The sequence below is a fragment of the Kitasatospora sp. NPDC058170 genome, from assembly GCF_042883905.1.
Classification (GTDB): domain Bacteria; phylum Actinomycetota; class Actinomycetes; order Streptomycetales; family Streptomycetaceae; genus Kitasatospora.
On sequence record NZ_JBHVUV010000048.1, the window covers coordinates 14,881 to 39,805 of the forward strand.

A 24,925-nucleotide genomic window follows, 5' to 3' on the forward strand; every position below is an offset into this window, starting at 1 on the left:
CACGGGTCGTTGGGGCCTCGGAGAGACGATGATGCCGCTCTCCGGCGGGCTTGCCCGGCGTGTCGCCGCGAGGCCACTCGAACGTGTGATTCATCGGCGGGTGGGGAATTCGCTCGGGTGGCACGAACGCCAGGAGGCGGCAGGGAGCGGGGCAGGCGGCGCGGGGAGTCCGGGTGGGACCCGGAGGACGGGGGTGGCCGCGCGTCGGCAGGCGGTCGGGGAGAAGGTAGGCCGCGGTGTAGGCCCACCTACTCCGGGTGAGGCCCGGAGTACTCCGTTCGAGGTGGTCCGCTACTGCGTGCGCAGTACGCGAACTGCCTGCGGAGCGATGACGACGCGAGGGCCCCGGCCGACCGAGGATGGCCATGCTTCGGGCGACCCGGGCCGACAGGCCGCGGGGTGCGTCCGGGCGTGCACCTGGTGATCGTCATCCGAAGGAGTCAGCTCTTCCGTGGCCACAATCCTGTACCGCCTGGGCCGATGGGCCTTTCTCCGGCGCCGACTGATGGCCCTGTTCTGGGTCGCGTTGCTGGCGACCGCCGGGGTGCTGGCCGCCAAGGCACCGGCCGCACCCGACGACGGGTTCGCCATGCCCGGCACGGAGGCGCAGCAGGCCTTCGACCTGATGGACGCGCGCTTCCCCGGCGCCATGGCCGAGGGGGCCTCGGCACGCCTGGTCTTCGTCGCCCCGTCCGGGCAGAAGATCACCGCCACCGCCAACCAGCAGGCGGTGGAGCGGACGGTCGCCGAGCTCGCCCACGCCGAGCAGGTCACCAGCGCGGTCAGCCCGTTCCAGGCGGGCGCCGTCTCCAAGGACGGCTCGACCGCCTACGCGACGGTCGGCTACGAGGCCAAGCCCGGCAAGCTGACCACGTCCGCCACGGACGCCCTCCGGCAGGCCGCTCAGCACGGGCGGGACGCCGGGCTGACCGTCGAGGTCGGAGGCACCGCCCTCCAGGCCGAGCCCGAGGCGGGCGGGTCGGCGGAGGCGGTGGGCATGGCGATCTCCGCCGTCGTCCTGGTGATCACCTTCGGGTCGCTGGCCGCCGCCGGGCTGCCGCTGCTGACCGCCCTGATCGGGGTCGGTCTCGGCATCGCCGGCATCACCGCACTCGGCAGCACGCTGGGGCTCTCCAGTACCACCAGCACCCTGGCGATGATGCTCGGCCTCGCGGTCGGCATCGACTACGCGGTCTTCATCATCTCCCGCTACCGCGCCGAGCTCGCCGACGGCCACGAACCGAGGGAGGCCGCCGGGCGCGCCGTCGGCACGGCCGGTTCGGCCGTGGTGTTCGCCGGGCTCACCGTCGTCATCGCCCTGGCCGGCCTCTCCGTGGTGGGCATACCGGTGCTCGCCAAGATGGGTCTGGCGGCCGCCGGCACGGTCGTGGTGGCGGTCCTGGTGGCCCTCACCCTCGTCCCGGCCCTGCTCGGCTTCCTCGGCCGGCGGATCCTGCCCCGCCGCTCGCCCGCCCGCCGCGCCTTCGGCGGTGCCCGCAGCCGGGGCAGCCGCTTCCGACGGGCACCGCACACTCAGTCCGGGCCCAGCCCGGTCGTCGACGGGACCGGTACCGCGGGGGCGCAGCCGGTCAACGGCGGTACCCGCTGGGCCCGCCTCGTCCTGCGCCGCCCGGTGGCGGTGCTGCTGACCGGCGTCATCGGCCTCGGCGTCCTCGCGGTGCCCGCCCTCGACCTGCGCCTCGGCCTGCCGGGCGAGGAGTCGCAGCCGACCTCCACCACCCAGCGCCGCGCCTACGACCTGCTCTCCGAGGGCTTCGGCCCCGGCTTCAACGGCCCGCTGACCGTCCTGGTCGACGCCAAGGGCGTCGCGGACCCGAAGGGGGCCGCCGAGCAGATCGGCAGGACCGTCGCGGCCCTGCCGGGGGTGGTGTCGGTGTCGCCCCCGATGTTCAACGGGACCGGGGACACGGCGATGATCAACGCCGTCCCGTCCACCGGCCCGAGCGCCGCCGAGACCAAGGACCTGGTGCAGGCCATCCGCGACCGGGCGGACGGGCTGAGGACCACCACCGGAGCCGCGGTACTGGTCAGCGGTGCCACCGCGATGAACATCGACGTCTCCCAGAAGCTCACCGACGCACTGGTGCCCTACCTCGCGGTCGTGGTCGGCCTGGCCGTGCTCCTGCTGCTGGTGGTGTTCCGTTCCGTCCTCGTCCCGCTGAAGGCGGCGCTCGGGTTCCTGCTGTCGGTGGCCGCCGCCCTCGGCGCCGTGGTCGCGGTCTTCCAGTGGGGCTGGCTCGCCGACCTGATCGGGGTCGACCAGACCGGCCCGGTGATGAGCGTGATGCCGATCTTCCTGGTCGGCGTGGTCTTCGGCCTGGCCATGGACTACGAGGTGTTCCTGGTCACCCGAATACGTGAGGCCTACGTCCACGGCGAGGAGCCCGGCGAGGCGATCGTCACCGGCTTCCGGCACAACGCCCGCGTCGTCACGGCCGCCGCGTTCATCATGATCAGCGTCTTCGCCGGCTTCATCGGCATGAACGAACCGATGATCAAGATGATGGGCCTCGGGCTCGCCGCCGCCGTCGCCTTCGACGCCTTCGTGGTCCGGATGGCGATCGTGCCGGCCGCCCTCGCCCTGCTCGGCCGCAGGGCGTGGTGGCTGCCGCGCCCACTGGAGCGGATCCTGCCCGACATCGACGTGGAGGGCGCCCGACTGGAGACCCGGGCACCGGCGCCTGAGCCGGTCAGGCACTCGGTGGGGGTCTGAATCGTTCCTCCGAGGTCAGGGGGCCGTCGCCGTTCGCGCCGACGGCCCCCGGCACGCCCGTCGCCGCCGCCCGGCGGCGGACGCCGTACTGGCAGAACCCCGGCCGGGGATGCCGCCAGGGCACCCCCGGAACCGGAGAGCAGGAGAATGACCGACATCTGGCAGCGCCTGGCCCGCCGCCGCCCCCGTCTGCTGGACACCGTGTCCGGGCTCGCGCTGATCGCGCTGACCGTCGCGGGCACCATGGTCTACCCGAGCGGTCACTACGGGCGCCCCGAGCCCTCGGCGCTCGTCCTGGCGCTGCTCTCCGGCGTGGCCGTGTTCTTCCACCGCCGGTACCCGCGCACGGTGGCCGCCGTGACGCTGGGCTGCGGTGTCCTGGTGGAGCTGACCGCCACCCGGCCCAGCCCGACCCTGGTCGCCCCGCTCCTCGTCGCGCTCTACTTCCTCGCGGTGCGCACCGACCGGCTCACCGCGCGGGTGGCGACGGCCGTCTCGGGCGTCGTGCTCACCGGCACCGCCCTGATCATCGACTCCGGCGCCCCGCTGGGCGAGAAGATCGGGGTGCTGACCTGGGTGGTGCTGCCCGGCGCCATCGGCGACTCGATCCGCAACCGGCGCGCCCACCTCGCCGCGATCGAGGAGCGCGCCGAGCGCGCCGAACGCACCCGGGAGGAGGAGGCCCGCCGCCGGGTCGCCGACGAGCGGATCCGGATCGCCCGCGACCTGCACGACGTGGTCGCCCACCACATCGCCCTGGCCAACGCCCAGGCCGGGATCGCCGTCCACCTCATGGACACCCACCCCACCGAGGCCCGGGAGATGCTCAGCCACCTCACGGACGCCACCGGCTCCGCACTGCAGGAGCTCAAGGCCACCGTCGGGCTGCTGCGCCGCGCCGACGATCCCGAGGCGCCCCTGGAGCCGGCCCCCGGCCTCGGCCGGCTCCCCGCCCTGATCAGCTCGTTCGAGCGCACCGGCCTGCCGGTCCGGCTCGCGGTCGAGGGCGAGCCGCGCCCGCTCTCCGCCGGGGTCGACCTGACCGCCTACCGGATCGTCCAGGAGTCCCTGACCAACGTGGCCAAGCACGCCCGGACTTCCGGCGCCGAGGTCACGCTGGCCTACTCCGACAGCCGGGTCGTGCTCACCGTCGCGAACGGCGGGCCCGCCGCGTCCGGGCGCGCCGGGACCGTGTCCGTCGGCGTTGTGTCCGCCGGGGCCGCGCCGGCCCTGGTGGGCACGGCCCCGGCGGCCGGTGCCACCGGCTTCGGACTCATCGGCATGCGCGAGCGGGCCTCCGCCGTGGGCGGCCGGTTCTCCGCCGACCGCCGCCCGGGGGGCGGCTTCCTGGTCTCCGCCGAACTGCCCCTGCGCACCGCCGCCGCCCGAGACGACAAGGACCACGCATGACCATTCGCGTACTGCTCGCCGACGACCAGGCGCTGCTGCGCGGCGCCTTCCGGGTGCTCATCGACGCGGCCGAGGACATGGAGGTGGTGGGGGAGGCCGCCGACGGTCGCGAGGCCGTCGAACTCGCCCGGGCCACCCGGCCCGACGTGGTCCTGATGGACATCCGGATGCCCGGTGTGGACGGGCTGTCCGCGACGGCCGCGATCTGCGGGGACGAGGACCTCGCGGGTACCAGGGTGCTCATCCTCACCACCTTCGAGATCGACGAGTACGTGGCCCAGGCCCTGCGGGCGGGCGCCGGCGGCTTCCTCGGCAAGGGCGCCGACCCGAAGGAACTGCTCGCGGCGCTGCGGACGGTGGCGGCGGGCGAGGCCCTGCTCTCGCCCGCCGCCACCCGCGCCGTGATCGACCAGCTGCTCGCCCAGCCCGAGCCCGCCGCCACCGACGCGCCGCAGCGGCTGTCGGCACTCACCGCCCGCGAGCGCGAGGTGATGGCCATGGCGGCCACCGGCCTGACCAACGAGGAGATCGCCGAGCGGATGTACGTCAGCCCCTTCACCGTGCGGACCCACGTCCATCGCGCCATGTCCAAGCTCGACGCCCGCGACCGCGCCCAACTGGTGGCCATCGCCTACCAGTCCGGTCTCGTCCCGGTGGCCCGACCGGCCCGTTGACCGCGTGCCCGCGTGGCCGCGTGCTCTCGTGCCCGCGTGAACCCGCTCGAACCGACGTCGGCGGCGGCCTGCGGTGTCAGGTGTAGTACGGCGAGTTCAGGTCGAGGCTGGCGTCCTTGACGATGTCGCCGTCGAACAGTCGTGTCGTCGCCGGGGCTCCGGCCCGGCGCGCTTCTTCGGCGAAGGGGCCCTGGGCGAAGGCCAGGGCGTTCTCGGCGCTGTCGAACTCGTAGAAGCCGCCGATGGTGTGGGTGCCGATCCCGGACAGCCACGTCTTGCGGATCAGGCCCGGTGCGGTCTTCAGTGCCGCGTTGACCTGGTGCCAGTCGAACTGATCGAACGGCACTGCCGCCTGGATCTCGGTGTAGAGAAACGTCTTGCCCATCACGAACCTCCGGTTCCGGGGCCTGTCCGGCCCACGCCACTAGTACGTGCGTCCTAGTGGTGCGAGCATGGAGTAGGATGGCCGTACTAGTCAAGGGGGGTTGCGATGGCCGCGGACACCAGGTCCCGCATGATCAGCGCAGCGATCGGGCTGCTGCAGCGCCGGGGGCTGGCCGGGATGACCTTCAACGACGTCCTGGCCGAGAGCGGTGCCGCGCGCGGGGCGATCTATCACCACTTCCCGGGCGGCAAACAGCAACTCGCACTCGAGGCCGCCCGTCGCAACGCGGAGGACGTCCGCGGCCACCTGCACGAACTGCCGGCCCGCACGCCGCGCGAAGTCGTGGAGGCCTTCCTCGGCAACGTTCGCCCCGTGGTGCAGGCGTCCGCCGCCGGCGGCGGCTGCGCAGTCGCGGCGGTCACCATCGACGGCGGTGCGGCCATTGCCGACCAGGGCAGCCTGCGCACTGTCGCGGCCGAGGGATTCGCCGGCTGGGTCGGCGAGCTCACCGGAAAACTCACCCACGCCGGAATGAGTCCGTCCAAGGCCGCCGATCTGGCCACCCTCATGATCGTCACACTCGAAGGCGCCCACATCCTCTGTCACGCAGCGGGCGGCATCGCGCCTTTCGACCGAGCCGCCGAGGCCCTGCTCTCCGCCCTCCCGAGCTCGGGTTGACGTCCGACCGCGCCGCCGAGAGGTGAGCACCAGTCAGACAACCCGCCAGGGGCCGCCTGTCGTGACCCGGTACACGTGACCCGGTACACGTGACCCGGTACACGTGACCCGGCACGCGTGACCCGGTGACCCGCGAGAACCCCGGCAGCCCTCCCGGTTCTGCCGGGAGGGTCCTTGTCACGGTTGCGTCACGTGATCGGCGGTCGGCGCCGATCGGGGCCCCGCCCGCTGGGAGACTCAAGGCATGGGAATCGCTTCTTCGCGGGTCGGCCGAAAGTCCTTCCGGGTACTGACCGTTACGGTCGTCCTGGCCGTCGCCGGTGCGGCGGTCTCCGCCTGCTCCGCCGACGGGGCGAAGCCCGAGCCGGGAGCGTCGACGCCCGCGCCGTCCACGGCCTCCACGGCCCCGGGTTCCTCCGGCGCCCGCACGGTGGCCGTGTTCACCCCCGACCGCCGGCTCGACGAGGCGGAACTCACGCGCTCCGGCGAGCTGTTGCTCGGCCGGGCCAAGGCGCGAGGCCTGCCGGACGCGCAGGTGGCGCCGGTGCCCGGCGGGCTACGGCTCTCGGTCGCGGGCCAGGTCGCCGCCGACCGCCTGGTCGCCCTGGGCCGACAGGCCGTACTGGAGTTCCGCCCGGTCCTCGCGCTCGCACCCGGCGGCACCACCCAACCGGTCGGTGGGCCGGACCCGCTGCTCACCGGCACGGTGCCGCCCGACCTCGCCTCCCGGTTCGCCGCACTGACCTGTGGTGCCTCCTCGGCGGCCCTGACCGCGCCGACCGATCCGGGTGCCGCGCTGGCGGTCTGCGGCACGGTGTCCAAGGCCGACCCGGTCGCCATGAAGCTGGCCCTCGGACCGCTCGCGGTGCGGGGGGTCGATGTCACCAAGGCCGCCGCCGACTTCGACAGCCAGTACAACCGGGGCTGGCAGGTCACGCTCTCGTTCAACCCGAAGGGCACGACGGCCTTCGCCGAGGTGACGGGCAAGCTGGCCGTGCAGTCCGACCCGGCCAACCAGATCGCCATCCTGCTGGACGGCACGGTCGTCTCGCACCCGGCCGTCATCCAGTCGATCACCGGCGGCGAGGTCGTCATCAGTGGGAACTACGGCGAGGACGAGGCCCGGGACCTCGCCGCCGTCCTCACCCAGGGCAGCCTGCCCGCCACCTTCCAGCCCTCGGCGGCCACCTCGGCCCCCTGAGCGCCTGACCGGGAACCGGTTCACCCTCATGCCTGCGGTCCCGGCCGCGGCCTGTGGTGGCCACGGTCTCGGCGGCCCGGGCATCACATACTCGCAAGCCGTTCCTGGAGCTCCTCGGCGAACCGCGTCCGGTAGACGCCGTGGACGATGGCCCCGGGAGACTGGTAGCCCCTGTGTTCAGGCTTCGAGACCTCCCCGTCCCACGGCGCCACGCCGTCCGGAAGCAGCGGAGCACGGCCCAGATACATCTGAGCGACCTCCTCCAGCCGTAGTTCTCCCACAACCACCGAGCTCCACAGGCCGTAGCCCTGCCCGACCACCCACATGCACAGGTCTTCGGTGCTGTCCTCGGACCAGACGTCCCCATCCACGCTCACGCCTTCCGAGAAGTCGGCCAGCGATTCCGCCGCGGACTCGTATGCGAGCGCGAAGGCTTCAAGCACCTCCCGCGCGTGGGACTCCAGCCACGACTCCAGGGCGGACAGACGAGGTCGTGTCGATTCCAGGACCTCCCAGAACCAATCAGAATCATGATCCGGTCCCATCTCGGCTCCTGTGTCGACGGTCGCGGTACTCGCCCGACCGTACAGCGCGGTGGAGCCCCCCCGGACGCTCCCGGGCCTCGTCGTCGGCGCACGCCTGCTGTGCGCGGTTCTCGGCGGGCGCGCTACGCCGCCCCCGAAGCCTCCCCGCCCTCTCCTGGTCAGGCTCCGGCGTCCTGGCAGTCGGGCTGACGATCCTCTCGTTCGGGTGGTTCCGGCGTGGTCGTCGGGCGAGCACAGCAGATCTTCGCTATTCCTGTCCATGACCGGGTTGTGTGCACGAACCGTGCGTCGACTGGTCGTCAATGCCTGCATGAATGAAAGGATTTGATCACTTTGATGCTCGTACGACGGATTGCCGCCGCTGCTTCCGGCCTCGCCCTCGCGCTGGGCGGTGTCGTCGCCCTCGCCCCGGCCGCGAGCGCGACCCCGCAGGGCTGCTTCTACTACGTTCTGGAGCACAAGCCGGACGCCGATGCCCAGCTCGTGGAGGACGCCTGCCTGATCGGCGCGGCCGGTGGGCAGCATGCCTTCCAGCAGTGCTACCACCTCCTGCGGGAGGACTTCGTCCCCGCCGTCGTCGCCGGTGAGGCCTGCCGCAAGGCCTCGAAGGAGTAGCGACAGCGCCCGATGCCACTCGGCGGGCCGATCCGGTAGGGCCGCGGCGTGGGAAGTCGGCTGGACCGACTTCCCACGCGTGGCGAGTGGCCTCGGCGGGAGGTCGTCGGGCAATCGGGTGGCCACTCGTTCGTGAAGTCGTCGGCGAGGTGGGCGCGCTGCTCCGGTCCTGGCGGGGCCGCGTGGTCCGACCTCCTCGCCGACGCGGCGAGCGAGTCGGCCGTGCCGCAGCCCCGGGTCAGTCGTCCTTCGGGCCGGTGCCGTAGGGGCGCACCTGCAGCCGCCACGGGTCCGCGGGCTTGTCGGTGTGCAGGACGAACAGGCCGGGGCGGGCGAGGACCAGTACCCGCATGGCCTCGCCGTAGGCGTGGACGTAGGTCTCGAACCACGAGGGCAGCCCCTCGGGGGAGGCGCAGTCGCAGTCGTCGTCCCGCCAGCAGCCGCAGACGAACTTCGCGTTCCACGACGAGGACTTGGCGTGGATGACCACCTCGGCGGGGGCGCCGGGCGGGACCGACAGGACCGTCTCGCCGAACCCCTCGCGCTCGCCCAGCAGTTCGTCGATCTCGGCGGGGCTGTACAGCCGGACCGACCACTGGCTGCGGCCGCGTGCCTCCACCTTGATGTGGGTCACGTCGCCGGCCAGCACCCTGCGGGAGCGGCCGCGGCCTTCGTAGGAGGCGAGGTAGAGCAGGGACGAGTGGGTGTCCACGCGGGTGCGCGTCCTGACCATCGGCGTGATGACCACGGTCGAGGTGGTGGTCGCCTCCACCACCGCGACGGCTGCCACCCCGGGCTCGGGCCGCTCGATGGGGAACTCCCGCTCGGTCGGTTCCTGGCACCGCCCGGAGTAGTGGAACCGCTCGCCGTCCCGGTGCCGCGGGACCGGCCCGGGGCTGTCCAGCGGCCCGGCGGTGACGGTGAGGCGGGGCAGGCCGTCCTCGTCGGCGAGCGGTGGCACCGGCACGGGCACGGGCGCCGGCACCGGCGTGGACGTGGAGGGCTCGGAGGCGCCTCGCCGTGGCCGGGGTACGGCGTCCCGGGGCGCTGAAGGATCCGCCGCCTCGGCCCGGCGCCGCTGCTCCAGCGCGACCAGCGCGGCGTGCACACCGGAGAGTCCGGCGCGCCGCTTGCCCGGCTCCGGTGCAGGCTGCCACCGCTTCGGCACGGCATCCTGCTTGGGCGCGGGCCTCGGCGTCGGCTTGGGCACCTGCTTGGGCGCGGGCTTCGGCGCGGGCTTCACCTTCGGCGCCGGCTTGGGCCTGGGCTTGGGTTTCACCGCCGACACGGGTGGCGCCGCGGTCCTCGCCACCGTCTTTACTGCCGCCTTTGCCGCCGGCGCCGTCCCGGCCGCCACCAGGGCCCGGGCGGCGTCCGCGGACTTCGCCGCCAGGGCGGCCGAGGCGGCGGCCCGGCGGGCGGCACCGACCGCCTGGTTCCGCAGGACGGCCGAGGTGACGAGGCACCCGAGGGCGAACCCGGCGACGATGGCGACGACGGCGACGAACAGCATGGTCCCCCCGATGGATGCGCGCTCCGTACCGGTCGAGGCTACGCCTGGTACGAGGTCGTGAACCATCCTCGGGCGGGGGTGAATCGAGCACGGCCGGGAGTGGATCGGCCACGGGCGGGGGCGGGGCGGACCGGCCGCGGTACCCGGCGGTCCGCCACCCGTACCGCGGGAAGGGTGGCGGACCGCCGTGCTGCCTGAGGCGGCGTCAGAGGGGAAGCAGCTCCGGGCGCTTCGCCTCGACGTGGTCGCCGGAGGACTCGCCGCGCAGGCGGCGGCCGACCCACGGGACCAGGTAGGTGCGGGCCCAGTGCAGGTTCTCCCGGCGCTGTTCGGCGGGGGAGAGCTCGGGCACGTCCGGCCAGGGCGCCTCCGGGTCCTGCTTGGTGCGCAGCCCCAGCGAGCGGGCGGCCAGCAGGGCGACCCGCTGGTGGCCCTCGCCGGACAGGTGCAGCCGGTCGTCGCTCCACGCCCGGCGGTCCTGCACCGCGCGCAGCGACCAGAGGTCCGCGACCTTGCAGCCGTTGCGGTCGGCGACGGCCCGCATGTGGCCGTTGTAGGTGGCGATCTTGCCGCGCAGGTGTTTGAACAGCGGCACGCCCCGGGTGTCGAAGCCGGTGCAGATGAGCACCGTCCCCGCCGACTCGACGAGTTGGACGACGGCGGCCTCGAAGCGCTCGGCCACCTCGTCCGGGTCGCTGCCCGGGCGCAGGATGTCGTTGCCGCCCGCGCAGAAGGTGACCAGATCGGGCTGGATGCGGCGGACCTGCGGCACCTGCTCGGCGGTGATCTGGTCGAGCAGCCGGCCGCGTACGGCGAGGTTCGCGTAGCGGAACCCGCCCGGCGGGCGACCCTCGGAGAGCAGACCGGCCAGGCGGTCCGCCCAGCCGGCGAAGGCGCCGCCGGCCCCGGGGTCGTTCAGGCCCTCGGTGAAGCTGTCGCCGAGGGCGGCGTACGAACTGAGGTCAAGGGTCTCCTGGAGGTTCGGCATGAAGGAGATAGTTCACTGTCTCAAGTGACCTACGCCACCGTAGGTGGCCCGTCGCGGTACGTGAGATGGGCCACGTGGGTTTCCCGGAACATGCCGGACCCCTTCGCTGTTGACCGCCGCCACGGACCACGTACCGGATCTTGAGACCAGGAGCAGCCCATGGCAGGCTCATGCCGCATGATCGATGAATTCGCGAAAGACAACCTGCACGGGAGACTGCGGCGGGACCGCGAGGCGCTGCTCTGGAAACTCGACGGCTTGTCCGAGTACGACGCCCGTCGACCGTTGACGGCGACCGGGACCAACCTCCTCGGCCTGGTCAAACACGTGGCCTGCGTCGAGGCCAGGTACTTCGGCGAGGTCTTCGACCGCCCTTCCCCGGAACCGCTGCCCCGGTGGCAGGACTCCGATGGCAGCGATCTGTGGGCGACCGAGGACGAGACCCGCGATCAGATCATCGGGTTCTACCGACGCACGTGGGAACACTCGGACGCGACGATCAACGAGCTTCCCCTCGACGCCCCCGGCCACGTGCCGTGGTGGCCGGAGCCCTGTCCCAACACGAACCTGTTCGCCGTCATGGTCCATGTCCTCGGCGAGTCCAACCGGCATGCCGGGCACGCCGATATCCTGCGCGAGGGCCTCGACGGCCGGACCGGGGTGCGCCCCGAACATGAGAAGCAGATCGACGAGGAAGCCCGCGCAGCCCACTGCGCGAAGATCGAGCAGGCCGCCAGGTCGGCCGCACCGATCAAGGCGTAGAGGCCGTCCCACGTGACCTGATGTTCGTGCGGCATCAGGCCGGTCGTGGGTGCTGAGCTGTCGAAGCGTCTGGTTCCCGATGAGCTCCGGGAGCTGGTCGCCCCGTTGCTGCCGGCGGTTCTCCTGCGCCGGTCACCGGAGGCAGTGGTCGGACTTCGGTGGGACCGGTCAGGCTTCGATGAGACGGATCGCGGTCTGATCGGCCGTCACCATCCGGGGCCGACCCCCCGTGCGCCTGTGCGCCGGGGGCCGCGCCGGGTGCGCGGGGGGTTGCGTCCGCCGGGGGAGTCGCGCGTGTGTGCGAACGGCGCCGCCGGGGCAGCCGCCCTCTGGGTCGTACGCCTGTACGCCCGCGCGGCCGGGGTGCCCCGGTGCCCCTCCCGTGCTCCCGCACCACCGGACGGCGGAGGTTGCCGTATGCCGAACCGAACCCCGGAGCGGACCGCCAGGCCGCGTCGCTACCTGATGTGCCGACCGACGCACTTCACCGTGGACTACGCGATCAACCCCTGGATGGATCCGGCGCAGCCCACCGACACCGCGCTCGCCGTCCGCCAGTGGGAGCGGCTGGCCGCGCTGTACCGGCGGCTCGGCCACACCGTGGAGCTGATCGAGCCGGTGCCCGGCCTGCCCGACATGGTGTACGCGGCCAACGGCGCCACCGTGCTGGACGGCCGGGCGCTGGTCGCCACCTTCCGGTACCCGGAGCGGGCCGCGGAGTCCGACGCCTACCAGGCGTGGTTCCGGGCCAACGGCTACCGCGAGGTCCACCGGGCCGGGTTCGTCAACGAGGGCGAGGGCGACCACCTGGTCGCCGGGCGCCGGGTCCTGGCCGGGACGGGCTTCCGGACCGACCGCGCGGCCCACACCGAGGCAGGCGCGCTGTTCGGCGTGCCCGTGCTCAGCCTGACCCTGGTGGACCCGCGCTTCTACCACCTGGACACCGCGTTGGCGGTCCTCGACGACGACCACGTCATGTACTACCCGGAGGCCTTCGCCCCCGAGAGCCGGGCCGCGCTGCGCGCCCTCTACCCGGACGCGATCCTCGCCGACCGCGCCGACGCCGAGGTGTTCGGCCTGAACGCCGTCTCCGACGGCCGCCGGGTGCTGCTGCCGGAGGCCGCCAAGTGCCTCGCCGGCCGGCTGGCCGAGCACGGGTACGAGCCCGTCCCGGTGGACCTCTCCGAACTGCTCAAGGGCGGGGGCGGAGCCAAGTGCTGCACCCTGGAGCTCAGGCCGGAGTGACCAGGACGACCTCCAGGGTGCGCGGGCCGTGCACGCCCTCGACCCGGTCGAGCTCGATGTCGCTGGTCGCGGACGGGCCGGAGATCCAGGTCTGCGGCCGGGCCGGATCCAGCCGCGGGAGGGCGAGCGGCACGGAGGGGACGACCTGCTCGGGGGCCAGGACGACGCAGATGTGGTGGTCGGGCACGAGGGTGAGCAGGCGTCGGCCCTGGGTGGGGCCGGCGTCCAGGACGACGGTCCCCGTCTCGGCGATGGCGAGGGCGCAGCCGGTCAGCACGCTGTCCACGGCGTCGAGTCGGGCGGCGGTGAGCGTGCCGTCGTCCGGCAGCAGGACGGTGGCGGCAGCGGGTACCCGGTCGGGAGCGGCGGCCGCGTCGGCAGTGCCGGCCGTGCCGTCGGCCGCCGTGAGGGCGGAGAGCCAGTCGGCGGGCAGCCCGGCCGGGTGGGTCACCGTGCGGGAGCCGCGCGCGGTGAGCAGCCCGGCGATCACCGCGGGGAGCTGGGGCAGGGTGCAGCGGTGCACCAGCGCCCGGTAGTCCGCCAGGTTGTGGTGCAGCAGGTCGAGCAGCGCCGCCGGGTCGCCCTCGGTGGTATGGCTGGTCAGGTAGTCGCGCGGCAGCGACTGTTCCTCCGGCGACGCGTCGGCTCCCGGCACGGCTACTCGCGGTGCGTCTGCTCCCGGCACGCGTACTCCCGGCGCGGTGCCGGTCAGCGCGGCGCGGATTCGGCCGAGGATCAGCTCGCGGGAGCCGTCGGAGTGGTGTGCGGTCACGGGCGGTTCCTCCGCCACCAGTCGCGGAAGGGCTCGTCCGGGACCTCCGGCAGGTCCCGGGTGTCCGTCCAGGCGCGGCCCGGGCCCGGCAGCCGGCGCGGGTGCAGCCGCCGGGTCCGGGCGGCCAGCCGCTCCGCTGCGGCGAGCGCCGCCGGATGGTCCAGGACGTACCCGGCGGCCGCCATCGCGGCGCGCTCCAGCCGGTGCCCGCCCTGCTCGGCGACCCGCTCGCGCAGGTGCACCAGCACCTCGGGGATGTCGATGGCCACCGGGCAGACCTCGTAGCAGGCCCCGCAGAGCGTTGAGGCGTAGGGCAGCGAGGCGTCCAGCTCGCTCGCGGTGCCGCGTAGTTGGGGGGTCAGGATGGCGCCGATCGGCCCCGGGTACACCGAGCCGTACGCATGGCCGCCGGCCCGCTCGTACACCGGGCAGACGTTCAGGCAGGCCGAGCAGCGGATGCAGCGCAGCGCCTGGCGCCCGACCTGGTCGGCGAGTACGGCCGTCCGTCCGTTGTCGAGCAGGACGAGGTGGAAGTCGGACGGGCCGTCGCCGCCGGTGGTACCGGTCCAGAGCGAGGTGTACGGGTTCATCCGCTCGGCGGTGGAGGAGCGCGGCAGCAGCTGCAGGAACACCTCCAGGTCCCGCCAGGTCGGCACCACCTTCTCGATCCCGACCACCGAGATCAGGGTGCGTGGAAGGGTCAGGCACATCCGGCCGTTGCCCTCGGACTCCACGACCACCATGGTCCCCGTCTCGGCCACCATGAAGTTCGCCCCGGAGACGGCGACCCGGGCGCGCAGGAACTTCTCCCGCAGGTGCAGCCGCGCCGCCTCGGCGAGTTCGGCGGGGGAGTCCGTCAGGCCCTCGGGCGCGGGCCGGCCCCAGGCGGCCATCCGGTCGGCGAAGATCTCCCGGATCTCGGCGCGGTTGCGGTGGATGGCCGGGACGAGGATGTGCGAGGGCCGGTCGTCGCCCAACTGGACGATCAGTTCGGCGAGATCGGTCTCGTAGGCGGTGATGCCCTCGGCGGCCAGCGCCTCGTTGAGCCCGATCTCCTGGGTGGCCATCGACTTGACCTTGACCACCTCGCTCTCGCCGGTCGCCCGGACCAGCCCGGTCACGATCCGGTTGGCCTCCGCGGCGTCGGCCGCCCAGTGCACGGTGCCGCCGGCCGCCGTCACCGCCTCCTCCAACTGGACCAGGTAGCGGTCGAGATGGCGCAGCGTGTGGTCCTTGACGGCCTTGCCGGCCGCGCGCAGCTCGGCCCAGTCGGGGAGTTCGGCGACCGCGCGGGCCCGCTTGTCGCGGATGGTGTGGGTGGCGTGCCGGAGGTTGGCGCGCAACCGCTCGTCCCCGGTGGCGCGGGCGGCGGCCTCGGGGAAGGCGGGCATGCCGAGGAAGGTGTCGCTCACGCCGGCCTCCACGGGGTGTCCTCGGTGCTCGCCAGGATCTCGGCCAGGTGCAGCGGGCGCAGTGCCTCGCCGCGGCGGCGCAGCGTCCCGCCCAGGTGCAGCAGGCAGGAGTTGTCGGCCCCGCACAGGACGTCGGCGCCGGTGTCCAGCGCACTGCGGACCTTGTCCTCGGCCATCGCGGCCGACACCGCCGCGTTCTTCAGGGCGAAGGTGCCGCCGAATCCGCAGCACTCCTCCGCGCCCGGCAGCTCCACCAGGTCCAGCCCGCGCACGGCCCGCAGCAGCCGCAGCGGCCGGTCCCCGAGCCCCAGCATCCGCAGTCCGTGGCAGGACGGATGGTAGGTGACGGTGTACGGGAAGTGCGCGCCGACGTCCTCGACGCCCAGGACGTCCGTCAGGAACTCCGTCAGCTCGTACACGCGTGGTGCCAACGCGAGCGCCACGTCGGTGAGTTCGGTACCGCGTCCGTCGGCTGCGGCCAGCGCGCCGATCCTCGGGTACTGGTCGCGGACCATCGCCACGCAGGAGCCGGAGGGCGTCACCACGTACGGGTACCCCTCGAACGCCGAGGCCGTCCGGCGGACCAGTGGCTCGCAGGCCCGCCGGTAGCCGGTGTTGAACTGCGGCTGCCCGCAACAGCTCTGCCCGGAGGGGAAGTCGACCTCGACGCCGAGCCGCTCCAGCAGCCGGACGGTGGCGATCGCGGTCGACGGGAACAGCGCGTCGTTGGCGCAGGTGGCGAAGAGCGCGACGCGCACCGAGTCCCCCTCCCTGCCCCGCGGCGGTGGCCGACGGCCCGGCCCGCCCGCGATGCTAGCGGGCCGGCCGGGCCGTCGGGGTCCCACCACGCCTGTCGGATCCACCGAAGTCGGATGCGCCCAAGTGAGATGCACCGAAGTGAGATGCACCGAAGGCGCGGATGCACCCGAGGGGTTGTCGCGCCCGTCGTGGTGTCGCCGCACCGGTCGGGTCAGGCGCCCAGCCACAGGTCGGGGCCGAACACCTCGTAGTGGATGTCCGCCGCCGGTACGCCCGCGGCGAGCAGCTGCGTCCGGACGGAGCGCAGGAAGGGCAGCGGACCGCACAGGTAGGCGGTGGTGCCGGGCGGGACGGCCACCGTGGAGAGGTCGACCAGGCCGGTGCGCTCGGCCGGCCAGTCGCCGAGCGGCCGCTCGTAGAAGACGTGGGCGGTGGCGTCCGGCAGTTTGGCGGTGAGCTGGGCGAGTTCGGCGCGGAAGGCGTGTGCGAGCTGGTCGCGGTCGCCGTGGACGGCGACCACCGGCCGGGCCGAGCCGTCGGCGGCGAGGTGGGCGAGCATGGCGGTCATCGGGGTGTTGCCGATGCCGGCGGAGGCGAGCAGGACCGGCCCGTCGCCGTCGGCCAGTGCGACATCGCCGAGCGGCGGGGTGAGTTCGAGGACGCCGCCGGCCTGCAGGTGGTTGTGCAGGTGGGTGGAGACCTCGCCGGCCGGGGCGTCGCCGGACCCGGCGGCCCGCTTGACGGAGAACTGCAGCGCGCCGTCCGGGCAGCCGGAGAGGCTGTACTGGCGGATCTGCCGCGCGCCGTCGGCCAGTGTGGTCCGCACCGACACGTACTGGCCGGGGCGGGCGGGCGGCACCGGCCCGCCGTCCGCGGGGCGGACCAGGAAGGTGGCCACCTCGTCGGTCTCCTGGTAGCGGGCGACCACGGTGTAGGGGCGCCAGAGGTCGGCCGGGTCCGCGCTGTGCTGCCCGGCGGCGGCCTCGGCGCGCAGCCGGTCCTCGATGGCGATCAGCGCGTTGGCCATCAGCCAGTAGACCTCGTCCCAGGCGGCGGCGACCTCGGGGGTGACGGCCTCGCCGAGGACCTCGACGATGGCGGCGAAGAGGTGCTCGTGGACGATGCGGTACTGGTCGGCGGAGATGCCGACCGACACGTGCTTGTGCGCGATCCGGGCGAGCATGGCGTCCGGCCGCTGGTCGGGGTGGGCGATCAGGGCGGAGGCGAAGACGGCTATCGATCCGGCCAGCGCCTGCCGCTGGGTGCCGTTGGCCTGGTTGCCCCGGTTGAAGAGGTCGCGCAGCAGCTCCGGGTGGGCGGCGAACAGCTTGTCGTAGAAGAGCGGGGTGATGTCGCCGATCGCGGCGCCCACGGCGGGCAGGGTGGCTTCGACGACCTCGGCGGACTTGGCGGACAGCATCGATCTCGCTCCAAACTGGTATCTGAAAGTCGCATTTCAGGCCGCGTGAAGGTGCGCGCGAGCGCGTGCGAAGGCGCGGCCCGGGGTGGCGCGTTCGGTGGGTGGCTTCTTCCGGGGAGGGGGTGGCCGGCGGGTCAGCCGGTGGGTCTGATGGTGAGGCTCAGCAGGACCGGCCCGGTGGGGGAGGTGACGAGGTCGCCGATGCAGAGTGGGTCGAGCGACGCGAAGAACGCCTCCTGTGCGGTGCGCAGCGCCCCGCGCAGGCGGCAGGCGGCGCGCAGCGGGCACGGCGGATCGTCCTCGCAGCCGACCACGTCCCCGACACCCTCCAGCTCGCGCAACAGGAGTCCGAGCGATCCGGTGCGGCCGGCGAAGGTGAGGGCCAGGCCCCCTCCGCGCCCGCGCCGCGCCTCCACCACGCCGAGGTGCTGCAGTCGGCTGACCACCTTGGCGGCGTGCGTGTACGGCACGCCGACCGCCTCGGCCACCTCGCGGGTGGTCGGGTTGGCGTCGTCGTCGACGACGGCCAGCCGCATCGCGATGCGGAGAGCGATGTCGGTGCTCTTGGTCAGCCTCACGATCGACACGCTAGCTAATGCGACTTACAAAATCCAATTTACCGCCTGGCTTGGCCTGGCTTGGCCTGACTTTGGCCTTGCGCAGGCCGGTTCGGGTCGGTGCGGGTCGGTGCGCCGGCCCGGTGCCCGCGCCGCAGCCCTCCCGTCCACTGCCGCGTCAGGCGCCCTCCGGCGTGCCGGTGATCTCGCGCACCACCCGGCGGTTGCACCTCCCCCAGGGGCAGGCCCGAGGATGTCCGCATGCGAGATCTGCTGGTCATCGGGGAGTTCGCCGCGCGCAGCCGGCTGAGCCACAAGGCGCTTCGGCTCTATGCGGAGAGGGGCCTGCTGGAACCCGCCCATGTCGACCCGCGGACCCGGGTCCGCTCCTACCGGCCCGACCAGGTGGAGCAGGCCCGGTTGATCACCCTGCTGCGGGCGATCGGCATGCCGCTCGCCCTGATCGGGTCCGTGCTGACGGCGGAGGGCGACCAGGCGGCCGGTCTGGTCGCCGCGTACTGGCAGCGCTGTGACCGGCAGCACCGGGCCCGGCGGCCGCTCGCGGTCCACCTCCAGAACACCCTGATCGGAAGGACGGAACCGATGTACGAGATCGCCGAGCGCGAGGTCCCGGAGCAGAAGGTCGCCTTCGTGCAGCAGCACGCGACGGCGGATCAACTGGAGGGGTTCCTCGTCTCCTCCACGGAGCTGCTGTTCGCGCACCTCCGCGCCGCGGGCGCGTGCCTGTCCGGACCGGTGTTCGCGGTCTACCACGGGCTGGTCGACCAGGACGGCAACGGCCCGGTAGAGCTGTGCGCTCCGACGGACTCCCCGATCGGGCCCGCCGGGCGCATCGGCGTCCGCCTGGAGCCGGCGCACCGCGAGGCCTTCATCGAACTGCGCAAGGAGCAGTGCGCGTATCCGACGCTGGCGGGGGCCTTCGAGGCGGCGGCGTCATGGCTCGACGACCAGGGGCTCAGGCCGAGCGCGTCCGCCCGCGAGGTCTACTACCCGAACTGGTCCGGCGCCGCCGCGGACGAGCACGTCCTCGACGTCGCCGTCCCCTTCCAGCGGCCCCTGAGCCGCTGAACCCCTGAACCCGCCCGCGACGCCCGGGGCAGCCGGCGACCGGCTCGGCCGACGACCGACTCAGGGGGCGATCGGCAGCTGCCGCTTGTGCTCGGTGAGGCGGTAGCGGCGGACGATCACCTCGAAGGCGGCCCGGTCGACCGGCTTGCCCTCCAGGAAGTCGTCGATGTCGTCGTAGGTGACGCCGAGCGCGTCCTCGTCCGGCTTGCCCGGGTCCAGCGTCTCCAGGTCGGCGGTCGGGGTCTTGTGGGTCAGCTCCGACGGCGCGCCCAGGACCTGGGAGACGGCCCGCACCCGCCGCTTGGTGAGACCGGTGAGCGGCACCACGTCCGCCGCGCCGTCGCCGAACTTGGTGAAGAAACCGGAGACCGCCTCGGCGGCGTGGTCGGTGCCCACGACCAGCCCGTCGTGCGCGCCCGCGACCGCGTACTGGGCGATCATGCGCTGCCGGGCCTTGATGTTGCCCTGCACGAAGTCCTGGTGGTGCGCGTCGCGGAAGACCGTGCCGCCGGCCAGCGACGCCTCCAGCGCGGCGTCGCTGGCGGCCTTCACGTCCACGGTCAGGACCCGGTCCGGGCGGATGAACTCCAGCGCCAGCTGCGCGTCCTTCTCGTCGGCCTGGGCGCCGTACGGCAGCCGCATCGCGAAGAACGTCGCCTCGTGCCCGGCGGCCCGGACCCGCTCCACGGCGAGCTGGCACAGCCGGCCCGCCGTCGTGGAGTCCACACCGCCGCTGATGCCGAGCACCAGCGAGCGCAGACCCGTGGAGGTCAGCCGGTCGGCGAGGAAGGCCACCCGGCGCTCGATCTCCTGCGCGGCGTCGAAGGACGCGCTCACCTGGAGGTCCCGGGCGATCTCCTGCTGCAGGGATATGGACGCCTGGTCGGTCACGGCTGCTCCTCGGTCGGGCCCGTGGACGGGTCGGCACCCGGCGCCACAGGCGTGTAGCGGACGGAAGCACTCTAAAGGAAGGCCGCGGAGCCCCGCGCGGGGCATCCGGCCTGGTGGCCGCTGCTCCCGGCGGGCCGCGGAGCGCCGGGAACCGCCGGGGCCCGCCCGGGTGCGGACGGGCACCGCGCAGAAGGGTGCGGACGGGCACCGCGCAGAAGGGCGCGGACGGCCGCGGCGCAGAAGGGCGCGGACGGCCGCGGCGCAGGGGCCTTGGCCGCCTCCGGAGCCCCCACCTCGCCCGATGGCGTGGACGGGCCGGACAAACCTCCGCACACGGCACTGTGATCCAGATCACCCCGGATGAAGAACCTGCGCGCCGGATCCGTCGTCTGGCAGGTGTGAGATCACGCAGGAGAGCACTGGACGAGCTGGACGAGGAACGCCTCCTCCGGCTCGTGGCCCGAGGCGAGCGCCCGGCGTTCGACGAGCTGTACCGGCGCACGTCGCCGTGGCTGGCGGTGCGGCTGCGCCGCCGCTGCGCCGACGAGCAGATCGTCGCCGAGGTCATGCAGGAGACCTATCTGGCGGTCTGGCGGGCGGCCGACGCGTTCGCCGGGAGCGCGGTCGGTGGGACGGCCGTCGGATGGCTGTGGACGATCGCGGCGCGCCGCCTCGTCGACGCGTTCCGGCGCCGCGCCCACCACGCCGAACCGCCGGTCGCCGCCGCCGAGCGGGCGGTGGTGCCCGCGGCGGAGGAGGAGGTACTCGCCAGGACCGTCGGCGGCGACGTCGGCGACGCCCTGAGCCGGCTCGCACCGGAACTCCGGCAGGTGCTGCAGGCCATGGTGCTCGACGGGCTCACCGTCCGGGAGACCGCCGTCCTGCTCAGACTGCCCGAAGGCACGGTCAAGACACGGGCCCGCCGGGCCCGGATCGCGATGAGGGAGGCACTGGCATGAGCGCGGGACACGCGTCGATGCGGCTGATCGACGACTACGCACGTGGTGACACGGAACTGCCCGCGGACGCGGTGTGGGCTCTGGAGGCCCACCTGGAGGCGTGCGCGACGTGCCGCAGCCGCCTGGCGGAGTCCGTGGCCACCGAGGCGCCCGGCATCGCCGCGCTCGTCGACACCGTCCGGGCCGGCCTGGAACCGCAGCTGGACGCGGCCGTCCGGGCACCCTCGCGGCGGTACCGCCCGCGGTGGATGTCGGCCTGGACGACCCCGGCCATGGGCCCGTGGCTGGCCATGACCCTCGTCGTCACCCTGATGGCGCTGCTGCTGGACGCGGCCCGGCCGTCGGCGGTCTTCGGCGGCGCCTCGCCGATGCTGCTGATCGCGCCCGTGCTCCCGCTGTGCGGCGTCGCCGCCTCCTGGTCGCGCGGCCTGGACCCGGCGCACGAGCTGACCGCCTCGACCGCCCGGGCCGGCCTGCCCCTGCTCCTGCGACGCACCACCTCGGCCCTCGTCGTGGTCCTGCCCGCGCTCCTGGTGGGCGGGTGGCTGACCGGATCCATGACGGCCGCCCAGTGGCTGCTGCCCTCACTGGCCTTCACCTCCACGGCCCTGGCACTGGGCAGCGTGGTCGGCGTGACCCGCGCCGCCGCCGGCCTGGCGGCCGCATGGGTCGTCGCCGTCGTGGCCCCCGCGTGGGCCACCGGCCGCGTCCCCCATGCCCTGCAACTCGCCCTGCAGCCGGACCGACTGCCCGCCTGGGGACTGCTCCTCGCCCTCGGCACCGGCGCCGTGATCGCCCGCAGGAACGCGTACTCAACGCTGTGAAACCATCGTCGACCCTCGAAGGGGACCACCGCATGACGCCCACGACGAGCGCGGCCGACACCGCGCCGAAGACCTACGCCTGGGAGATCCGGGCCGCCGGCCTGAGAGTCCGTGTCGGACGGAAGAAGATGGCCGTCGACGGGCTCGACCTCTCCCTGGGGATCGGCACCCACGGCCTCCTGGGGCCCAACGGAGCGGGCAAGACCACCCTGATCCGGGCGCTGGCCACCGTGCTGCGCCCCGCCGAGGGCGAACTGGAGCTGCTCGGCACCTCCGTGGGCGGGATCGGCGACCACCGGGCGCTGCGCCGCCGGATCGGCTACCTCCCGCAGGACTTCGGCTACTACAAGCGCTTCACGGTGCGTGAGTTCGTCGAGTACATGGCCTGGTTGAAGGAGGTCCCGAAGCGGGACGTCCCCGCGGCCGTGCAGCGGGCCGTGGAACGGGTGGGCCTGGCGGACCGCGCCGACCACCGGATGAAGACCCTGTCCGGCGGCATGGTGCGGCGGGCCGGCATCGCCCAGGCCATCGTCAACGACCCCGCGGTGCTGCTGCTGGACGAGCCGACGGCCGGACTGGACCCGGCGCAGCGGCTGCGCTTCCGCGAGCTGCTCCAGGAGTTGGGCCGCGACACCTGCGTGGTCGTCTCGACCCACCTGGTCGAGGACGTCGCGGCCGCCTGCTCCGACGTGGTGCTCTTCGCCGACGGCCGCCTCGTCTTCCAGGGCACACCGGACGACCTGGCCGCGGCGGGCGGCCCCGAGCACCCGGGCGACAGCCCCCTGGAGCGCGGCTACTCGGCGCTGCTCCGCAACTCCGGGCAGCAGGGAGGCAACTGGTGAGCGCACGCGTCCTGCACATCGAGTTGAAGCGCTCCGTCGCCCCGTGGGCCGGCGTCGTCGTCCTGGGCGGCAGCCTGGCGGTCTTCTGCCTGATCGACGGGATCTGGTGGAAGGGGACCGCGGGGTGGACGGCCCAGTGGACCTCCATGGCCATGTGGACCCGGTACCTGCTGGCCTTCTGGTGGCCGCTCGCGGTGGGCATGGGAGCGGTGTACGGGCTGCGCGAATCCCGCTCCCGGACGGCGGAACTGCTGGTGACCACACCGCGGCCGGCCTGGCACCGGGCGGCGGTGTCGTCCGGCGCGATGGCGCTCGCGCTGGTGGCGGGCTTCGGCCTGCTGGTCCTCGTGGGCGGAGTCCAGGTGGCCCTCGGCCGCACCACCTACACCTCCCTCGGCTGGCTGCCGATCTCGCTCGTGGCGGCGCTGGGCCTCGTCGCGGGGGCCGTGTTCGGCATGGGCGTCGCGCGGGCACTGCCCTCCGTGTTCACCCCGCCCGCCCTGGTGGTGCTCGTCCTCATGCTGACGGGCCTCCTCCTGCGGCAGGGCAACGAAGGGGTGCTGCCGTCGGGCGTGGCGCCCAACCGGCTCGCCCTCCTCTCCCCGGCGACCGCCGAGCCCCGGGAGATGCTGCTGACCCTGTCCGGCTCCGTGCACCTCGGCCAGACGCTCTGGCTGACCGGCCTGCTCGCCACCGGCTTCGCCCTGCTGTCGGCCGTCACCGGCCGGGCCCGGCTGCTCGCGGTGGTCCCCGTCCTGGTCGGCGCGGCCCTGGCCCTGCCGGTCCTCCCGGCCACTCCGCGGGACACCTATGTCGTCGACCGGGCCGCCGCCGCCCTGGTCTGCGACGGACCGGTGTGCGTGACCCAGGCGAACCGCTCCCACCTGCCCGATCTCGCGCTGCGCAGCAAGGAGGCGCTGCGGGTGCTGCACGAGATCCTGGGCGACAGGGCGCCGAACTCGGTGCGGGAGGAGACCGGGCTGCACACGCTTGGCGAGCAACGCGAGATCTCCGCCGACGTGCTGCTGGTCGACTTCGACGAACGGCTGCTCGTCGACGCGACGGGTGCGGAGCTGACCCGCGCGCTGATCGCCCAGGGTCTGGCACCGAACTGCCATGGGAACAACGAACGGGAGAGCGGGGGGAGCGGCCACGTCGCCGTCCAGAGCGTCGCCGCGAGCTGGGCCCTGCGGGACTCCCGGCTCCACCCGCTGGAGGAGAAGGGGACCGACGCGTACTCGCTCAAGACCTGGGCGGACGCCGACGCCGCCTGGGCGAAGCTGACGGCGGTGTCACCGGCCGAGCAGCGCTCGCGGGTCGCCCGGTTGCACGCCGCCAGTCTCTCCTGTTCGGGCTACGACCAGCTTCCGGTGCTGGCGGGGGAGGTGTCGCAGTGAGGTGGCTGGGGCTGTACGCCCGTTCACGGCAGATGCCCGCCTCGGCCGGCGTGGTCGTCCTCGTCGCGCTGGCGGTGTGCGCCCTCAACCAGGACGGCCCGGGCCCGGTGGACCTGGGGATGGCGGTCCTGGTCCTCACGGTGAACGTGGCGGCCGCCTCCGTCGGGCTCGGCGGGCGGGATGTCGTGCTGGAGAGGACGGCCGCGATCCGGTGGGTGCCCCGCCGGGCGGCTCACGTGCTGCTGATCGGTGCGTTCGCCGGTGCGGTGCTGCTGGCGGTCCAGGCGACGGGAGCGAAGCTCGCCCCCACCGAGGTCGTCCTCCGGGACAGCGCGGGCCTGGCCGGCCTGGCCGGGCTCGGGGCGGTGCTGTGCGGGGCGCAGCTCGCCTGGACCCTGCCGACCGGCTGGCTCGCGATCGCCCTCCTCGTCCCGGCTCCGCAGGGCAGGGTGGGCGAGGTGATCGACTGGATGATCTTTCCCCCCGGCACGGCGGCGTCCTCCGGGACGGCGTGGACCCTGTTGGCGACCGGCACCGTGGCGTACGCCCTGGCAGGACCGCGGCGGTAGACGGGCGCGCCCCGCGTTCGCGCAAGCGTACGGGCGGATCCCGTGCCCGACCCCGGACAGGTCCCACGACATGGCCCTCCGGTTGGTGCGCTGGTCCCGGGACGTATCCGGGACCACGGCCTCATGCTCCCGCCACGGCGAATTCCTAATGTGAGAGCACGCGTTGAGCACTCGGCCCGGGAGACCGGACGAAGCCTCACGCGGCCCGGGCCGGGACCTTCGGTCCGTGTGTCGGGACAGCGCACCACTGGAGGAGCCCAGATGAGTTGGAATCAGTTCACGCTCTCGTCGGCCGGCAGCGCGTCGCAGTCGAGCAGCCTGGCGGCGGTCTCGCGGATCGACGGCAGCATGGAGGTCTGGTGGGTCGCCTCGGACGGCTCGGTCCAGGGCGCCTACTGGTACGACGGGTCGCCGTGGAAGCGCTACGAGTTGGCGCCTGCGGGGAGCGCGTCGCTGAACGGTGGGGTGGCGGCGGTGTCGCGTATCCCGGGGAGTATGGAGGTGTGGTTCGTGGGGGCGAACGGCTCGCTCCAGGGGGTGTACTGGTACGACGGGTCGCCGTGGAAGCGCTACGAGTTGGCGCCTCCCGGGAGCGCGTCGCTGAACGGTGGGGTGGCGGCGGTGTCGCGTATCCCGGGGAGTATGGAGGTGTGGTTCGTGGGGGCGAACGGCTCGCTCCAGGGG

24 protein-coding genes and 1 pseudogene are annotated in these 24,925 nt (G+C 73.5%); 15 read left to right on the plus strand and 10 right to left on the minus strand.

Annotation, left to right across the window (positions count from 1 at the left end; genetic code table 11):
* The first annotated feature begins 451 nt into the window (after window positions 1–451).
* The 3 genes from ACFVVX_RS35305 to ACFVVX_RS35315 all read left to right on the plus strand — a co-directional run bounded on the left by ACFVVX_RS35305 (window position 452) and on the right by ACFVVX_RS35315 (window position 4,818).
* Window positions 452–2,734 (plus strand): MMPL family transporter, encoded by a 2,283-nt coding sequence (locus ACFVVX_RS35305; protein ID WP_387951888.1) that lies wholly within the window; start codon window positions 452–454, stop codon window positions 2,732–2,734.
* A 147-nt stretch (window positions 2,735–2,881) separates the two neighbouring features.
* Window positions 2,882–4,144: a sensor histidine kinase gene (locus tag ACFVVX_RS35310; protein WP_387951890.1), complete on the plus strand. Its 1,263-nt coding sequence runs from the start codon at window positions 2,882–2,884 to the stop codon at window positions 4,142–4,144.
* Complete coding sequence (locus ACFVVX_RS35315) at window positions 4,141–4,818, plus strand: response regulator (RefSeq protein ID WP_387951892.1); 678 nt, start codon at window positions 4,141–4,143, stop codon at window positions 4,816–4,818. The genes ACFVVX_RS35310 and ACFVVX_RS35315 overlap by 4 nt, the downstream gene beginning before the upstream one ends.
* Before the next feature lie 76 nt (window positions 4,819–4,894).
* Here ACFVVX_RS35315 and ACFVVX_RS35320 read toward each other — a convergent pair whose 3' ends face one another.
* Entirely contained in the window at window positions 4,895–5,203 is a 309-nt protein-coding gene (locus tag ACFVVX_RS35320; RefSeq protein WP_387951894.1) for a hypothetical protein, read from the minus strand.
* A 105-nt stretch (window positions 5,204–5,308) separates the two neighbouring features.
* Between ACFVVX_RS35320 and ACFVVX_RS35325 the strand changes: the two genes are divergently transcribed.
* Both ACFVVX_RS35325 and ACFVVX_RS35330 read left to right on the plus strand, forming a co-directional pair.
* Window positions 5,309–5,881, plus strand: coding sequence for a TetR/AcrR family transcriptional regulator (locus ACFVVX_RS35325; protein WP_387951896.1), 573 nt, complete (start codon window positions 5,309–5,311; stop codon window positions 5,879–5,881).
* Between the two features lie 244 nt (window positions 5,882–6,125).
* Entirely contained in the window at window positions 6,126–7,082 is a 957-nt protein-coding gene (locus tag ACFVVX_RS35330) for a hypothetical protein (protein WP_387951898.1), read from the plus strand.
* 83 nt (window positions 7,083–7,165) lie between these two features.
* Here ACFVVX_RS35330 and ACFVVX_RS35335 read toward each other — a convergent pair whose 3' ends face one another.
* Window positions 7,166–7,627 carry a hypothetical protein gene (locus ACFVVX_RS35335; protein ID WP_387951900.1) on the minus strand — a complete coding sequence of 154 codons (462 nt, stop codon included), beginning with the start codon at window positions 7,625–7,627 and terminating at the stop codon, window positions 7,166–7,168.
* Between the two features lie 336 nt (window positions 7,628–7,963).
* Here ACFVVX_RS35335 and ACFVVX_RS35340 point away from each other — a divergent pair, with 336 nt between their 5' ends.
* Window positions 7,964–8,242 carry a hypothetical protein gene (locus ACFVVX_RS35340; protein ID WP_387951902.1) on the plus strand — a complete coding sequence of 93 codons (279 nt, stop codon included), beginning with the start codon at window positions 7,964–7,966 and terminating at the stop codon, window positions 8,240–8,242.
* Window positions 8,243–8,480: 238 nt separating this feature from the next.
* On the opposite strand, the gene ACFVVX_RS35345 is transcribed toward ACFVVX_RS35340, so the two are convergent.
* A complete protein-coding gene (locus ACFVVX_RS35345) occupies window positions 8,481–9,755 on the minus strand; it encodes a hypothetical protein (protein WP_387951904.1) in 1,275 nt (424 codons plus the stop codon).
* A gap of 205 nt (window positions 9,756–9,960) precedes the next feature.
* The gene (locus ACFVVX_RS35350) at window positions 9,961–10,743 is read right to left on the minus strand and encodes an SGNH/GDSL hydrolase family protein (RefSeq protein ID WP_387951905.1); all 783 of its coding nucleotides are present in this window, start codon (window positions 10,741–10,743) and stop codon (window positions 9,961–9,963) included.
* A 177-nt stretch (window positions 10,744–10,920) separates the two neighbouring features.
* Between ACFVVX_RS35350 and ACFVVX_RS35355 the strand changes: the two genes are divergently transcribed.
* Window positions 10,921–11,505 (plus strand): DinB family protein, encoded by a 585-nt coding sequence (locus tag ACFVVX_RS35355; RefSeq protein WP_387951907.1) that lies wholly within the window; start codon window positions 10,921–10,923, stop codon window positions 11,503–11,505.
* 417 nt (window positions 11,506–11,922) lie between these two features.
* Complete coding sequence (ddaH, locus tag ACFVVX_RS35360; protein ID WP_387951909.1) at window positions 11,923–12,750, plus strand: dimethylargininase; 828 nt, start codon at window positions 11,923–11,925, stop codon at window positions 12,748–12,750.
* On the opposite strand, the gene ACFVVX_RS35365 is transcribed toward ddaH, so the two are convergent.
* From ACFVVX_RS35365 to ACFVVX_RS35385, 5 genes are all read right to left on the minus strand, one after another.
* On the minus strand, window positions 12,737–13,522 hold the full coding sequence (locus tag ACFVVX_RS35365) for a lactate utilization protein C (RefSeq protein WP_387951911.1): 786 nt from the start codon (window positions 13,520–13,522) through the stop codon (window positions 12,737–12,739). The two genes, ddaH and ACFVVX_RS35365, sit on opposite strands and share 14 nt — an antisense overlap.
* Window positions 13,519–14,934, minus strand: a complete 1,416-nt coding sequence (locus tag ACFVVX_RS35370) for a lactate utilization protein B (protein WP_387951913.1) — start codon at window positions 14,932–14,934, stop codon at window positions 13,519–13,521. Before ACFVVX_RS35370 ends, ACFVVX_RS35365 begins: the two co-directional genes overlap by 4 nt.
* The gene (locus ACFVVX_RS35375; RefSeq protein WP_387951915.1) at window positions 14,931–15,692 is read right to left on the minus strand and encodes a (Fe-S)-binding protein; all 762 of its coding nucleotides are present in this window, start codon (window positions 15,690–15,692) and stop codon (window positions 14,931–14,933) included. The genes ACFVVX_RS35370 and ACFVVX_RS35375 overlap by 4 nt, the downstream gene beginning before the upstream one ends.
* A 212-nt stretch (window positions 15,693–15,904) precedes the next feature.
* Window positions 15,905–17,113, minus strand: a complete 1,209-nt coding sequence (locus tag ACFVVX_RS35380; protein ID WP_387951917.1) for a globin domain-containing protein — start codon at window positions 17,111–17,113, stop codon at window positions 15,905–15,907.
* A gap of 134 nt (window positions 17,114–17,247) precedes the next feature.
* Window positions 17,248–17,691 carry an RrF2 family transcriptional regulator gene (locus ACFVVX_RS35385; protein WP_387951919.1) on the minus strand — a complete coding sequence of 148 codons (444 nt, stop codon included), beginning with the start codon at window positions 17,689–17,691 and terminating at the stop codon, window positions 17,248–17,250.
* Window positions 17,692–17,931: 240 nt separating this feature from the next.
* On the opposite strand from ACFVVX_RS35385, the gene ACFVVX_RS35390 reads away from it, so the two are divergent.
* Window positions 17,932–18,759, plus strand: a complete 828-nt coding sequence (locus tag ACFVVX_RS35390; protein ID WP_387951921.1) for a MerR family transcriptional regulator — start codon at window positions 17,932–17,934, stop codon at window positions 18,757–18,759.
* Between the two features lie 60 nt (window positions 18,760–18,819).
* On the opposite strand, the gene nadE is transcribed toward ACFVVX_RS35390, so the two are convergent.
* Window positions 18,820–19,650, minus strand: coding sequence for an ammonia-dependent NAD(+) synthetase (nadE, locus tag ACFVVX_RS35395; RefSeq protein ID WP_387951923.1), 831 nt, complete (start codon window positions 19,648–19,650; stop codon window positions 18,820–18,822).
* A 398-nt stretch (window positions 19,651–20,048) separates the two neighbouring features.
* On the opposite strand from nadE, the gene ACFVVX_RS35400 reads away from it, so the two are divergent.
* The 6 genes and pseudogenes from ACFVVX_RS35400 to ACFVVX_RS35425 form a co-directional block, all read left to right on the plus strand.
* Complete coding sequence (locus ACFVVX_RS35400) at window positions 20,049–20,609, plus strand: RNA polymerase sigma factor (RefSeq protein ID WP_387951925.1); 561 nt, start codon at window positions 20,049–20,051, stop codon at window positions 20,607–20,609.
* Window positions 20,606–21,433, plus strand: a complete 828-nt coding sequence (locus tag ACFVVX_RS35405) for a zf-HC2 domain-containing protein (RefSeq protein ID WP_387951927.1) — start codon at window positions 20,606–20,608, stop codon at window positions 21,431–21,433. Before ACFVVX_RS35400 ends, ACFVVX_RS35405 begins: the two co-directional genes overlap by 4 nt.
* Before the next feature lie 32 nt (window positions 21,434–21,465).
* On the plus strand, window positions 21,466–22,275 hold the full coding sequence (locus ACFVVX_RS35410; protein WP_387951929.1) for an ABC transporter ATP-binding protein: 810 nt from the start codon (window positions 21,466–21,468) through the stop codon (window positions 22,273–22,275).
* Window positions 22,272–23,672: a hypothetical protein gene (locus ACFVVX_RS35415; RefSeq protein WP_387951931.1), complete on the plus strand. Its 1,401-nt coding sequence runs from the start codon at window positions 22,272–22,274 to the stop codon at window positions 23,670–23,672. The genes ACFVVX_RS35410 and ACFVVX_RS35415 overlap by 4 nt, the downstream gene beginning before the upstream one ends.
* Entirely contained in the window at window positions 23,669–24,241 is a 573-nt protein-coding gene (locus tag ACFVVX_RS35420; protein ID WP_387951932.1) for a hypothetical protein, read from the plus strand. The genes ACFVVX_RS35415 and ACFVVX_RS35420 overlap by 4 nt, the downstream gene beginning before the upstream one ends.
* A 261-nt stretch (window positions 24,242–24,502) precedes the next feature.
* A pseudogene (locus tag ACFVVX_RS35425) lies at window positions 24,503–24,925 on the plus strand (hypothetical protein); the annotation flags it as partial.